Source organism: Endozoicomonas sp. ALD040 (assembly GCF_049275945.1).
Lineage (GTDB): Bacteria > Pseudomonadota > Gammaproteobacteria > Pseudomonadales > Endozoicomonadaceae > Endozoicomonas_A.
Map to the genome: position 1 here is coordinate 185954 of NZ_CP184829.1, position 14863 is coordinate 200816.

Below are 14863 nucleotides of genomic sequence, written 5' to 3' on the forward strand. Positions count from 1 at the left end.
TGAAAGATCGAAGTGTCGATTTCATGATCTACCAAGTAATTCAGCGTGTATTCAAAAGACCCCGACTGCCGCTCTGGCTTCGATAACAAGCTCAGGGCCAACGTTACGGGCTATATCTCAACTTCAGCGCCAATTGAAGTACTGCCAAGTCCTCCTTGATAACTGCCTGAGTCTCTTCTGGCCACTGACTTGCGTAAGCCCTGATAAAGCCTCTCTTTGATATCCTGCTTCTGTTCATATCTTCAAAGAGCTGACTCAGATCATGGATCATTTCGGAGGGTTCCAGCACTGAAATAGAAAGCCCAATGGTATCAATCAGCGAGAAACCCGTCTTTTCATCATAAAAAACATTCTTGAAATCCAGGTCATGGTGAACCGCTCTGGATAGAGTATAAATCCCATTGAAATTTGAAGTTCTGTGACGCAGGTGAAACTTCGCCAGAACTTGCCCAAACTCCGAGAACAAGGCATCAAGATCAACCTGGCTTGAGGGTTTGCGAGACTCAGCAACCCAGACCCCAAGAGAACGCCCCTTCACGGCTTTGAACAGGGAATGAATACGCCCCCCGATTAGCCCACTCCACTCATCGAAACCAAAAGCCACCGGCTCTTCTTCGGGTACAAAATAACATTCAGCCACTTTCAACATAGGGACAATAATAAAGCCACTGTTGATATAGCCTTTCAGGATAAACTGCTGACTGTTGATCTGTATCGTATTCAACGAATAGATCGAGGCAGAGCGAGCCAGAATACCTATAAAGTCAGCTTCTTCGATGATGTCAAGCACTTGCTTAAAAGCCCCTACAGGTATTTGCTGCCATTGGCTGGCGTTGTTTCCTGGCCAACGCCAGTTGAAATAGTCTGCCAGCTCAGCTTGCCAGTTATGGCAAGCCACTGTCGCAGGCTGCATAGCTCCCGTTTGCCTTAATAGTTCCAACGCTTCTGTGCGGTCTTTCAGGGAAACCAGGGACTGACAGAATTCTCTGTCCAGCCTGGGCTTCCAGAGTTCGAAGGGGTGAATACTGCAGGATTCATGCTCACCGGATAAAGGAACGTCCGGCGTCTCAGACCATGCATAATAGGTCACTGCAGAGACAAACAGGGCTGCTAAAGGAAACCTATAGCCTCGAAAGCCACTGCATTCGCTTGTCTGACAACTTTCTGAAGAAAACGACAGAGACGACTGCACAGACAGAAGAAGGATTAGCAGAGCAGAAAGAACCTGCCCATGGGTAAAGCGGGTTGGCAGCATGAGGTGTTCCTGAATCAGTTACTGGTAATTCTTAGACCCTGATTACCCCAGAAAGTTTAACTACCGCGATCGAACATGATTCAGATTCATGCTGCCAGCCTGAATGTGGTTAGCTTTAAGCCCGGATCAGCAGGTATTCAGCCGGACTCTGGCGCTCTCGTTTCGGCATCTTCTGGCAGACTGCCACCGGTTTTTGGCTGGTCGAGGGTGCAATTCCAACCCCAACCTTCCTGTTTTTTCACAAATTCTGAGGCTTGACCTTCGCAATAGCCTTCAGTGTAAGTGGCGTTCCAGAGTGTCTTTTCATCACTGCCTTTGGTGTAGCGGACCTCACAGGGCAGGCTGGATTCACGCTGAAGATAGATGACGCTTATCTTTCGTTCCTGATTGCTGCGGTCACAGGTGTATGAGTAATTATCCGATGCGGATGCCAGTCCGGTCATACCCAACCCAACCAGAATGGCCAGAAAAGCTCTGTACATGGGGGATCATCCTGTTCGAATTCATAGTCAACCATCCCAGAAACGTTGGCTGAGTCAGCCCAACGAATCTGCCCGTGTAGGATCAAAAGAACCACTGGGGCACTCTAACACAGCCTTTGCCAGAAACTGAAAATTCTTGGACAAACATCTTACCAGGCAGAAACGGAACGCTGAATTCGTTCACATTCAGGGATCTTTGTCAGGAAGCTCGACGAGAGTTTTTTCTGCGCCGGGTTTTCTTCTTGAAGCGGTTTGGCGATACCGGAGGCAACCCCTGTACATTAATGGCTCCGGACTGCCCAGCCTCCCGCAACAACTGAACCAGATGCTGTTCCAGCTCACTCATAAAAGTCTGATAAGAGCCTTTTTTCTCTACAATCTGATTCAGTGAGGCTTCCCAGCGGGCGGTCATGTCAGGACGACTGACAGGCTCGGGCAGAGCTTTTATCAATGCTTTCCCGGTCTCTGTAGCATGAATGTTTTTACCCTGACGGGTAAGATATTTCCTATTGAACAATAATTCTATAATGCCTGCCCGGGTGGCTTCGGTACCCAGACCGTCGGTCTCCTTGAGCACCTTCCTGATCCCGGTATCTTTAACATAGCGGGCAATACCGGTCATGGCCGACAGCAGAGTGGCGTCGGTGAAAGGTCTGGGTGGCTGAGTTTGCTTTTCTGCCAAATCCGCATCCTTGCAGAGCAGTGCCTGCCCCCTGTGCAATTCCGGCAACCTCTGACCGTCCTCTTTATCCTCAGAGACGGACGGCTTGCGGGGAAAAATGGCTTTCCAGCCTTCTTCCTGCACCTCCCTGCTGCTGGCCGTGAATTGCCCGCCTTCCAGGGTGACACTGACTTTACGAGCTAAAAACCGGTGATCCGGATAAAACTGTGCCACATACTGTCTGGCGATGAGGCCATATAAGTTGCGCTCCCGGTCACCCATTTTGTAGAGATCAGTTCTTCGGGTGGTCGGGATAATACCGTGGTGTGCGCTTACTTTGCTGTCATTCCAGGCTTTGCTTTTGCGGTCGGGTAATGCACCGTCCACAGCACTGGCCAGTTTTTCATCATTGCTTCGTATCGCGCCAAGCACTTCCGGTGCCTCCCTGAAATGCTCCACAGGCAGATAACGACAATCCGATCGGGGATAAGTCACCAGTTTCTGCTCATAAAGCTTTTGACAGACATCCAACACTTCCTTGGCACTCATCCTTAACTGTTTGGCAGCATCAATCTGAAGAGCGGAAAGTGAATAGGGTAACGGTGGCGATTCCTTGCCAGGTTTCTTCTCCAGCTTAGTGACTGTCCCCTCCTTGCCCTGAATCCTGCTGACAACATTTTCCGCCAGTCGACGATCAAGTACACGGCCCTCGTCATCCATCCAGGGCTGGCAGGCTTCACTGGGTTGCCATTTTGCCTTGAAACACTCACCCTGGTCAGTCACCAGCAGGGCAAAGACTTCGAAATAAGGTTTGGGTTGGAAATCGGCAATATCTTCGTCTCTTCGAACCACCAGGCCCAAAACCGGAGTCTGTACCCGACCGACAGAAAGCAAACCGCCATAACCTGCCTTTTTGCCAAGAACGGTATAGGCACGGGTTAAATTGATACCATAGAGCCAGTCGGCACGGGAGCGTGTCAGAGCGGAAACAGAAAGAGGTACAAAATCAGAATTGCTCTGCATTCGATCGAAGGCTTTCTTAACTGCCGGACCGTTCAAGTCATTCACTAAAAGACGACGGACACTTTTTCTGCGGGTTGGTGAAAGTTTGAGATAATCCAACACTTCATCGACCAGCAACTGCCCTTCCCTGTCCGGGTCTCCGGCATGAACAATGACATCAGCCGTTTTCAACAGCTTACGAATCACCGATAACTGGGAGCGAGTGTTTTTTCGTGGTTGCAGTTGCCACTGCTGGGGAACAATAGGCAAATGTTCAAAACGCCATTGCTTGAAGGCAGGGTCATACTGCTCAGGCTCAACCTGCTCCAGCAGGTGGCCTATACACCAGGTGACGACATCACCGGATGCGGTCTCTATGTAGCCATCCTGTCGTTTATGGGGGCGGGGCAAAACATCGGCTATGGCTCTGCCCAGACTGGGTTTTTCAGCAATGATTAAACGCATCAGGTCAACAAAAGTTACATCAGATCAATGGTACAGCTGCCTATAATAAGTTTCTTTCTGGCCGTATCATAGCCCTGAATAAGCAGACAGCCCAAGGCTTCAGCCTTTTTCAAGTATCTGGCCAGTTGGTTCAATATACGTTCAGCAATGATAGCAGGTACTCCCTGAGCCTTGAGTCATTAATTAACTTGAAGAATTCGTCAAGCTGTTCTTTATCATAACCGGTATTCTGATCGAATATGTGCTGAATCAGTACCTTGGTTGCCAAAATATCACGAATATCCTTGCTTTCTGTGTTTTTGATTTCATCAAATAATTCCTTGTTCTCACCCTGTACCAACTTTCTCTTAACTTGTGTATCGAGACGCCAAACTTCAGCATTGGGGCAGTGGACCAGCCATACAACATCCAGCAGATCAGGCATGGCGTTTTTTGCCTTAATGATTTGCTTGTTTGTCTGACGACGAAGCGGTGAGTCCTGGTTAAATTGATTCAGTGCTGCTGCCTTTATTTCTGGCTGATAGTCATTCACGAAAAATGACTCAAGGCCTGTGCCTTGCCAGAGTGATTGAAGATGTTCGTTCACCTGAGTTTGAAAATGACGCCATTGGTAAAAAGGAATCTTATTCATTGTGATGGCTTTGGCCAGGTTGATATCTCCTGTAACCAGGGTTAATGGTTGAGAGAAGTAAGCCAGAGCATTGTAAGCATTGTCGTTATCAATAAAACCAGAATCGATAAACGTTATTTTTCTATATTCAGAGACATTAGGGTCACAATCGCTATACGTTATTTTTTTATATTCAGAGGTTGTGCGCTGACAATAGCTATTTGATGCACTGTTTGATTTGTAATGAACATTGCCAAAACCCAGTTCACTGAGCATTTCTTTAAAGGATTCTGTTGATAACATTGACCATTTAAGGTCGGTAACAATTTTTATGTCACCCGGATCTATTCTTCTGATAATCTCCAAATACTCTTTCAAGAAGGCTTCATCGTCGTAATAAGCGGTATAATACGACACGTTCTGAATAGCTTCTGCCTGAGCATCCAAATCACTACGACCCGTAAGAGCAAGTCCCAGCCATGGCCTATCTTGCAGTAATTGCTTTAAATCTTCATACAGTGGAGTTGACGTTTTGTCATCTGAAATTTCGTAATTATCAACTTTCTCGATCAGTTCTGAGTTAAAGGGTAACCCAAGGTGCAGTTCACCCAGACCAAACCTTGGCGTAGCAATAGAGAACTTATGTTGTTCTGTTTTAATTGAGCACTCTGTAAGATTTTGACACAAATCATAACCTTCAAACCGAAAGTCCGAGATGTAGTTCATGGTTTGACGATTCAAAGGCATAGATTCAAGGCTACTGACTCCAGATCTTTGGTGAAAATTTTCTACCAGCCATAAACTGACAATAAAGCTCTCAGCCAAACTCTTGCCTCCGGCACCAATATTAGAATACTGACCAATTCCCAACCAGTTGGATGTACTGGGGATTCTCATTCCTGCCCAGGTTGACAGGGAGAGGGTAAAACTTCCGAACTCCATCTGCATCGAACTGGTGTCGTATTCCTGCCTTTCATCCTTAAAAATCCAATTAATTTTCAGATCAGAAGCTTCAGAAAAAGCACGGTAGAGCTTTTTTTTCTGAGATTGAGTGCTCTGTACAGTCAATTCAACAGGAATATTGTTAAAAGCTTTATCACGACGAAGCTCTTTGTTGACTTCCAGTAAACAGGCAAAGTCATCCAGACCATCTTCGGCTATTGTTGCCAAAATCAGTTTTGGCTCATTGGGATAATAAACATAGGGCCTTGCATTCAGTGCCAGCAACCATTTGACTAAGGACGATTTGAGGTTGATCTCCCTGTCATCCATATCGACTTGTGTAGCGCAGACCGATGATGGCAAAAAATTAAGGAAAAGAGCCAGTAACAAAATCATCATTAATGTAAAAGTTTTGTAGACGTTTTTTAGCTGCATAATGTATCAGACCTCCTATGAAACAAGCGTACCTGATACCGACAATTTTTGCGGGTTACGATTATTTGCATCAGATAATTGAGAAATCAACGCCTGTATTGAGGCAGGCTGTTATAAGTACCTAACCATAGAACCTCTCTGCTGAAAGCTAAAACCTGACATCTTTCCTGATCGATTCGATGTAGCAATCACAATCAGAGTGTATGATAGTTCCGTTAACAGGATAGAAATAGTAGTTCATTTTTTATGAAGTACATCAATATCACAGGAAGATTTTTTAAATGACATCAATCCGATTGAAAGCCATGTGATGTATTTCCTGAATTTCCTCAGATATAAAAGATGAACAAATGACAAAAAACTTTAGTTCCAATCATAGGTAAGCAAATGTTTTTGAAACAAGCTACTCTTCACTCGCTAAAGATTTTAGTAAAGAGTACCCAGCCAGTGACGTTCAATAGACAAAATTTCAAGAAATTAAAAGTACTCAGCCATACGGAATCGAATATTTCTGGCTTATTGGGCAGGTGCTCTGCAAGGCGCAACGACGGGAACATAGCAAGCTATGTGACCAGAGTTGCAACGCATCACGACTGCATGGATGCAGGAGCTAGAGCAACGCAGGAGCAGTTGCCGCGAGTGTCTGAACAATGAGTCAGAAGATATGATTTCGTATGGTTGAGTACTAAAGGATTACTTAGAAAGCTTTTGACAGACATCCAACACTTCCTTGGCACTCATCCTTAACTGTTTGGCAGCATCAATCTGAAGAGCGGAAAAACACTCACCCTGATCAGTCACCAGCAGGGCAAAGACTTCGAAATAAGGTTTGGGTTGGAAATCGGCAATAGCTTCGTCTCTTCGAACCACCAGGCCCAAAACCGGAGTCTGTACCCGACCGACAGAAAGCAAACCACCATAACCTGCCTTTTTGCCAAGAACGGTATCGGCACGGGTTAAATTGATACCATAGAGCCTTTCTGCAGAGGGACCTACTCCAGCAGGTGGCCTATACACCAGGTGACGACATCACCGGATGCGGTCTCTATGTAGCCATCCTGTCGTTTATGGGGGCGGGGCAAAACATCGGCTATGGCTCTGCCCAGACTGGGTTTTTCAGCAATGATTAAACGCATCAGGTCAACAAAAGTTACATCAGATCAATGGTACAGCTGCCTATAATAAGTTTCTTTCTGGCCGTGTCATAGCCCTGAATAACCAGACAGGCCAAGGCTTTGACCTTTTCCTAAGTATCTGGCCAGTTGGGTAAGTTTCTTTCTGGTCCTGTGTTAGCCCCGAATAACCAGACAGGCAGGGTCTCCGGGGTTTCTAGGAGCCTGACCGAGAATAGCGCCCGTAGCGAGGACGTCAGAAAATTGAGGATGAAAATTCGGTTTTGTGAGGAGAATAGCGAGCTATTTGACGAACAAAAGCGGATTTTCAGACCAATTTGCTGCCGCCGCAGTAGGGCAGACTATTCTCGGTCAGCCTCCTAGTGCTAATGTTTGTTTAGCAATGGTATCAGGTATTCTCTGAGCCTTGGATCCTGAATTAACATGAATAATTCGTCAAGCTGGTATTGATTAAAGCCCGTACTCTGATCACGACTGTGCTGAATCAGCACTTTGGTAGCCAAAATATCCCGTATATCCATACTCTCCGTCTGTTTGATCTCATGGAACAATTCATCGTTCTGCCCATTCTCCAATCTCTCTCTGACCTGTGTATCAAGATTCCAGAGTGCATGACTGGGACGATGGACCAACCATATAACATCAAGTAGACCGGGCATGGCGTTGTGCGCACTAATAATTCGCCTGTTTATCTCACGACGAAGCGGTGAATCAAGGTTAAATTGGTTAAGTGCTGCAGCTTTTATTTCCGGCTGATAGTCACTCACAAAAAATGACTCAAGGCCTGTGCCTTTCCAGAGTGATTGGAGATGCTTATTTACATCAGTTTGAAAGTAATGCCATTCGTAAAAAGGAATCTTATTCATTGTGATGGCCTTGATCAGGCTCATATCTCCTGTAACCAGAGTGAGTGGCTGAGAGAAGTAGGCGAGAGCATTATAAGCACGCTCGTTATCGATAAAACCAGGATTGATAAAAGTTATTTTTCTATATTCAGAGCCAATGCGTTGAAAATAGATGCCAGACCCACCTCTTGATTTGTAATGTATAGTGCTAAAGCCCATTTCATACAACATTTCCCTAAAAGCTGGCGTGCTTAATATTGTCGATTTAGTGGGGGTAACAATTTTTATTTCACCCGGCTCTATTCTTCTGATAATGTCCAGATACTCTTTCAAGAAGGCTTCATCTTGATAATAAGCAGTATAATACGACACGTTCTGGATAGTTTCTGCCTGAGTATTCAAATCACGATGCCCCGTAAGAGCATATCCCAGCCATGGCTTATCTTGCAGTAATTGCTTTAAATCTTGATGCAGCGAAGTTGATGCTTTGTCGACTGACATTTCGTAATCATCAATTTTTTCGATCAACTCAGAGTTAAAAGGCAACCCAAGGTGCAGTTCACCCAAGCCAAATTTTGGCGATGCAATACAGGATTTATCCTGAGCTGAATCAAGGGAATATTTCAAGTAGGGATGATTAACATTATGATTATAATGTTCTGGGTCTGAGAGGAACCTTCTATTTCGACGACTCAATGTCAGATTAGCAAAATTATTAACACCAGAACTCTGATAATAATTTTCTGTTAACAATAAATCGTCAGTAATACTAATGTCCAAGCCTTTATCCATAGCCTCAATATTAGAAAAGTGACCAATTCCCAACCAATTGGATGTTTTGGGGACTCTCATTCCTGACCAGGTAGACAGAAACAGGGAAAAGCTTGCATACTCCATCTGCATTAATCCAGTCAAGTATTCCTGCCGTTCATCTTTATAAATCCAATTAATTTTCAAATCATAAGCTTCAGAAAAAGCACGATAGATCTCCTTTTTTTGAGATTCAGTGCTTTGCACTATCAGTTCAACAGGAATGTTGCTAAAAGCTTTATCATTACCAAGCTCTCTGGTTACTTCCAGTACATAGGCAAAGTCATCTGTACCTTCTTCGGCTATTGTTGCCAAAATCAACCTTGGGTCATAGGGAATAAAGCTGTATGGCCTTTTGTTCAACGCAAGAAACCATTTGATTAAAGAAGATCCGGGGTTGATCTCCCTGTCACCCATTTCGACTTCTGTAGCGCAGATAAATGATGCCATAAAACTAAGCATTACTGCTATTAAACACATTGTTGCTGTAGAATTTTTGTGGAAGCTTTTTAGCTTCATAATGTATTAGACCTCCTGTGATACAAGCGATAAGCGCAACTCATATCAACAATTTTTTAATGGGATATAACTGTTAGCTTGAAATAAAACAGATATAGTAGTTCATTTTCACTGAGACACATCAGTATGACAGGACATGTTTTTGTTGAATAACAATAGCCTGATCTGAAACCATGTCATATATTTCCCGAAAAAACCCTGAAACTGTATGGACTGAATGAAGAACACTCAACGTTATACGGAAAAATTATGATTCATCATAGAACCCAATTCGAAAAAATCAGCCTGGACGGAGTAGTTTCCTCCGATATAAAAGAGGATCAAATAAGAATAAACTTTAGTTCCAATCATAGTAAGGCAGATACTTTTAAAACAAGCTACCCTTCACTCGCTAAAGATTTTAGTGAAGAGTACCCAGCCAGTGACGTTCAACAGACAAAATTTCGAGAAATTACAAAGATTACTTAGTATGGTTTTTACCGCATTAACCAGATTTAATAAGAAAACTATTAAGACTATCCTGTTGTCAATAAACCTGATAACAGGGAGTGCTCTGGCAATAACCGAAGATCAAAAAAGCATACTAAAACAACTGACCCTTCAAGAGTATGTAGAGCTTGATCGAGAAATTAAAGAAAAAAAATTGTATGTGCAGGCTAAATTTTACATTAATAAAATGATGGCAGGTGTTAATAGAAGAAAAAGAAATGTTTTTTTCAGAAGAAAAAACAGGGAAATAGCTAAGAAAATGGGGGTTAAGGCTAGTTATAATACTACCAAGTTTGGTATGCCTTATACCCTACTAAGGACGTTTAATCTTGTTCAGGCAATGATTCACTATGGTAAAGTAGAACCTATTAAGCAAATACCAATAGCCGATACAGATCAAGTAATGCTTCATAAAAGTAATAGAGCAGCCAGTGTCGTTGAAGACTATGTAGACAAATTATTGGAAAGAGCTGAGCAAACGCCCACAACCGATATGGGATTGGTAAATCTGTTCTATGAGGACCGAAGTCATCAAAAAGAAGGAACAAGTATTATTAAGACAGAAAAAAATAAAGACTTTAATTTTCAATCAGTATACCCAAACAACAATCTATATCATCTAATTCGCTTAGCAGATAATCCAGACTACCATCCGGATCATCAACTGCACCTGCTACGTAATGGTGAATTTGTTTTGACCCATGTCAATATAATTCGGCAGGGAAATTTAGAAGATGGCGATAAAATAATCTACCTGGATAAATCGAGATTATTTAAACCTAAATCAACATCACCCACGAGAAACTCCGCATCCAGAGCCAGAGAGATTTATATTGCTGTAGATAGACTTCAAACCTTCCTTGATAAGAGGTATCCAAACAAATTTAGACTCAGTATCAATGAACAAAATTTTTTTCAGGTTTTATTGGATTTTGTAGCACCCTATGGTTGGTGGAAAGATGCATTTTTTAGAATAGAGTTTAATTTTGACAATATTGGCAACGAAGGACCAGAAGTTTATGTTAAATATGCACCAAGGGTAGCCAATCTTTATGGTGAAAGTCTTTGCCTGATGCAGATTTATAAAAATTCTGAAAGATTCAATCCCGGCTATAGCAAATGGTGGTGGTTAAATTGTTTCAGACGTGTGCGCTATGGATCGGACATTTTTACTGTAGAAGAGCTTATTTTAAACGTTATAAATTATATGATCGCTGACTTCAATATTAGATCAGAAGGTATTCTTTCTAGCAATAACTATAGAGAGCCCACCAAGGATTTAATTACAGAAGAAATAATCAAAGTCAATAATCAGGCAAAAATGGCCAGCAAGTCTGTTTATGTAGAAACAGATCATAATAAGATAAAAGAAAGTGTAAATACAAGATTAAAAGATGGAGAAGACCCGGCTTTTTATCACTTGTTTTTTGATGACGAGTTTGATGCAGAATTCGATAACACAAAGAATACAGAATCAATAAGGACAGATATTTTTATTCCAGTTGAAATGCATGCTGAAGCTGAAATTGTAGAATTTGATTACACCTCAATTAGAGATTTTGATGATCTGATATATGAAGCCAGAAGGAAGTCGGAATTTAAAATACCAAAAAATATTAAACCCGTTATTTATTATAACAATGAAAAGCTGGATGAGAATAATTACAAAAGGGTTTGGGATGGCATAAGGAATCAGAATAAAAAATATATAAAAAAAGAAAAAATGATAAAAAAACGCAAAAAAAAGCATAACGCCGTGACGATGATTGTTAAAGTCCCTGATTATGAAAGTCGAGCTTTTGAAAATGCTAAAGCTAGTTCACTGACGCATTATATTCCAGAAAACCCGTGTCAGCAGCCGCTCGATTGTCACAAGCCAGCTTACATATTTGAGGTAGGCAAACCCATAAAATGGGAAATACACCTAGTTGAAAATAAGAAATTGGCAAAAGCTAATAATATGCTTTATCAATACAAACTTATTTTACCTTTAGAAACACAAAAGACAACAGAACGCTACAGAGGAGGAGCTCAGTATGGAAGTTTCGCCAATGTCTGGATACCCACTATTAGAAATGATATGTCAGACGTTGAAAAGAAATTCGCTTTGATGTCAATGTATGATTTATCAAGAAATAAATTTAAAATTCCAAATAATCTCAAAAAAAACTCCGTTTCAAACTTTGGCAACAATATTATTACCAAATCATTATTGACGCCACAGAACGATGTCTGGTTGCCAACTCAGGCCAATTTGGAATTTTTGTTGCAAAGAGTTCAAATGTCTCTCCTTCTCAGTAATGAGGACTACTCAATTGCAGAGGAAAATAATGTTTTTTTTGAAAGTCTCATCAGTGGAAATATTGATGAGAGTGTTATCAAAGATTTGGGATTTTTTATCGGGTACCTGGCTCCAAGCCTGAGACATGTATCAAGAATGAATAATCCTGATAAAGTAGAAGTTATTTATCGTATTGTTTTAAACTATCTCGTTGAATTTTGTGTCAGGACTCTGACCTCTAACGAATTTGACGCAAGCTCTGAAATAGTCAAAAAACTTATAGAAAAACCGGAGCAATTTAGCCTGGAGGACATCCACAATTCCAGCAAAAAAGATATTTCTGTAGCTTTTAAGGTATTACAAATAGCTGATTTCCTTTTCGGAAAGACCCTCTTTAATCCTTTTTATAAAGAGGCTTCCGATTTTTATTTTTATGAGAATGAGCTAGAAAGTCTTCAGCTTAACATCAAGAGTATGCATAAAATTATTGATGGTGGGAAAAATCTTATTCCACTATTTTTCAGTCACTTGTTGCCAGCCGCTAGGTATTGCTCAGGCGGTCTTGATTTCGAAAGCAACGATTTTTTAAATAAGTTCACCTTAAGTATTTTGGAAAAATTTTTAAGTCGAACAACAAATAACGATATAAAAGCTTCACTGCAACTTTTCCTGAAAAAAACAGGACAAAAGTCGGATATTTTCAGTAAAGAAAAAACGGAGGAATTAATCACTTTATTCAGGAAAAATTCTCCGAATTTTTTTATTAATGCACAGAATGAACAAGGTAGTTTCGTACAAACCTGTTACCATTGTGGTGAACTGTATCAAACTGAAGAACCTATAAGAGGGAAAGGGAGTCGTAAAAACAAAAACACGGGTAAATCAAAAGAAACTCTCGTCAGACCTTTTCACAGAGCCTGCATGGAAGAAGACAGACGCATCAGGCAGCAAGCAGGGCAATTATTTAAAGAGATGGAAAAGAGCTATCCCAAAAAACAGCTATATGGTCCTGATTATCACTATAACCCTGTTCCCGACGGTTTTGAGCTGATAAGAATCAATGGCGATGGTAACTCTATGTACTCGTCCATTGCAGAGATATTCAACAGGCATGCATGGTCAGAACAAGCGGTCCAATGGAACCAACAAACAGTAAGAGAGATCATGGATTATAATCTTCGTGAGATTTTTTTCACGATACAGGCTCATCCCGACAAACACAAACTGATGCAGGAGCTTGAGCTACTCTTGGGGATCGATGCTGGCATTATTCCAGCGATCCTCGATAACAATGTTATTACTGATTCAGCCTCTTTCGCCCACCCCGAATCAGACAGATTGCAACAATTTGGCGCTGCCCGGCTGATTACCCTGCTAGTACCGACACAGGGTGTCTGGTTCCCGGTGATTACACAAGGTCAGGCTGGGCCTTATCATGAGATTTATGACCTGAGGCGCTGGGTCAATTTTGCTCCTGACCTTTTGGCTATGCTATTACAAAACGAAAATTATACCTTTCCTGATTTCTCTGAAAGTCAAAGGGCAACACTTTTACAGTTGTTGTTAAACCAGAATTTCGATCAAGCCAAGCTCTTCGTCTCCCACATTCTGAAAGCTTCCTATCAGTCTTCAGCTTATCTTATCCACTACCCTGGTTCAGTAGCTCTCATAGAACACTTTGATGCAGCAGTAAGCATTGAAAATTCCCGGAATATCGAGGTTGGAGAGACTTTTGAAGCTCTTTCCATCGATGAAAATAATAGAAGAATGAGGTCTGATACTGTTTCTTCGGTTTCAGCCAATAAGACTGACAGTGAGACATCAGAAAATCCCGACCCCTTATTGTTAATGATTCAAACCAGTTTTGAACTGATAAGAGTTAATGGTGATGGTAACTGTATGTACTCGTCTATCGCAGAGATATTCAACCGGAATGGGCGGTCAGGACAAGCAGGCATATGGGACCAGCAAACAATAAGGCAGATTGTGGATTATAACCTTCGTCAGATTTTTTCCACGATTCAGGACCATCCTGACAGGGAAAAACTGATGCAAGAGCTTGAGCTTCTGTTGGGGATCGACGCTGATGTTATTCCAGCCATTCTCGATAATAAGATCATTACTGAATCAGCTTCTTACGCTCAATCGGACTTAGCCAGATTACAACAATTTGGCGATGCCCAGCTGATTGCATTGCTAGTGCCAACTCATGGTGTCTGGTTCCCCGTGATTACACTAGGTCACCAAAGCTCTCATCACGAGATTTATGACCTGAAGCGCTGGGTAAGCTTTACTCCTAATCTTTTGGCTATTCTGTTACAAGACAAAAATTATGATTTTCCTGATCTCTCTGACAGTGAAAAGACGATACTTTTACGGTTGTTGTTAAGCCAAAATTTTGATCAAGCCATACTCTTCGTCTCCCAAATTCTCACAGACTCCCATCAGTCTTCAGCTTATCTTATCCACACTCCCAGTTCAGAAGCTCTCCTGGAACACTTTGATGCGGCAGTAAGCATTGAAACGCCCCCAAATGTGGAGTTTAATTCGTCACCAACTGTAGAGGACCATAACCTCCTATCGTTAATGATTCAAGCCAGGCTTGCAGTCCACACCACACCAACCAATACTCTATAGGTTAACAACCTCCCTGCCCGCTCAAGAGGTTGTCACCAAAAGCCGGTAATCGGGATTACGAATAACTTAACGGCTTTCCTATGTGGCTGCATACCGCTTCAGCACCCCTTCCAGACGAGCCTAAACTACACGACAAATTCGACTGTTTCTTTCATAGAATTGACAAAGATAGCTGCAATGAGGCGGCTGGTAAGCGTCGTGTAATCCATAGGCTCTTATTCACTTAAACATGAGTTCCAGTAATGGCAAAGCAGATGTTTTTAAAACAAGCTACTATTTACTCGCTAAAGGTTTCAG

The 14863-nt window shown here is 42.1% G+C and carries 6 protein-coding genes and 1 pseudogene; 1 reads left to right on the forward strand and 6 read right to left on the reverse strand.

Annotated features, from left to right (window positions below):
* Window positions 1–103 precede the first annotated feature (103 nt).
* From ACOJUN_RS00475 to ACOJUN_RS00500, 6 genes and pseudogenes are all read right to left on the reverse strand, one after another.
* Window positions 104–1255: a hypothetical protein gene (locus ACOJUN_RS00475; protein ID WP_422134732.1), complete on the reverse strand. Its 1152-nt coding sequence runs from the start codon at window positions 1253–1255 to the stop codon at window positions 104–106.
* A gap of 137 nt (window positions 1256–1392) precedes the next feature.
* Entirely contained in the window at window positions 1393–1737 is a 345-nt protein-coding gene (locus ACOJUN_RS00480) for a hypothetical protein (protein ID WP_422134733.1), read from the reverse strand.
* 199 nt (window positions 1738–1936) lie between these two features.
* Window positions 1937–3865 (reverse strand): DNA topoisomerase III, encoded by a 1929-nt coding sequence (locus ACOJUN_RS00485; RefSeq protein WP_422134734.1) that lies wholly within the window; start codon window positions 3863–3865, stop codon window positions 1937–1939.
* A gap of 130 nt (window positions 3866–3995) precedes the next feature.
* The gene (locus tag ACOJUN_RS00490) at window positions 3996–5852 is read right to left on the reverse strand and encodes a hypothetical protein (RefSeq protein ID WP_422134735.1); all 1857 of its coding nucleotides are present in this window, start codon (window positions 5850–5852) and stop codon (window positions 3996–3998) included.
* A gap of 702 nt (window positions 5853–6554) precedes the next feature.
* Window positions 6555–6988 (reverse strand): annotated as a pseudogene (locus tag ACOJUN_RS00495) (DNA topoisomerase); the annotation flags it as partial.
* A 362-nt stretch (window positions 6989–7350) separates the two neighbouring features.
* A complete protein-coding gene (locus tag ACOJUN_RS00500; RefSeq protein WP_422134736.1) occupies window positions 7351–9159 on the reverse strand; it encodes a hypothetical protein in 1809 nt (602 codons plus the stop codon).
* A 469-nt stretch (window positions 9160–9628) separates the two neighbouring features.
* On the opposite strand from ACOJUN_RS00500, the gene ACOJUN_RS00505 reads away from it, so the two are divergent.
* The gene (locus tag ACOJUN_RS00505; RefSeq protein ID WP_422134737.1) at window positions 9629–14566 is read left to right on the forward strand and encodes a hypothetical protein; all 4938 of its coding nucleotides are present in this window, start codon (window positions 9629–9631) and stop codon (window positions 14564–14566) included.
* Window positions 14567–14863 lie beyond the last annotated feature (297 nt).

Excerpts from the sequence above, each read along its gene's own strand:
- ACOJUN_RS00500 (WP_422134736.1), bottom strand. The coding sequence starts at position 9,159 with ATGAAGCTAAAAAGCTTCCACAAAAATTCTACAGCAACAATGTGTTTA.
- ACOJUN_RS00505 (WP_422134737.1), top strand. The coding sequence starts at position 9,629 with ATGGTTTTTACCGCATTAACCAGATTTAATAAGAAAACTATTAAGACT.
- ACOJUN_RS00480 (WP_422134733.1), bottom strand. The coding sequence starts at position 1,737 with ATGTACAGAGCTTTTCTGGCCATTCTGGTTGGGTTGGGTATGACCGGA.
- ACOJUN_RS00485 (WP_422134734.1), bottom strand. The coding sequence starts at position 3,865 with ATGCGTTTAATCATTGCTGAAAAACCCAGTCTGGGCAGAGCCATAGCC.
- ACOJUN_RS00475 (WP_422134732.1), bottom strand. The coding sequence starts at position 1,255 with ATGCTGCCAACCCGCTTTACCCATGGGCAGGTTCTTTCTGCTCTGCTA.
- ACOJUN_RS00490 (WP_422134735.1), bottom strand. The coding sequence starts at position 5,852 with ATGCAGCTAAAAAACGTCTACAAAACTTTTACATTAATGATGATTTTG.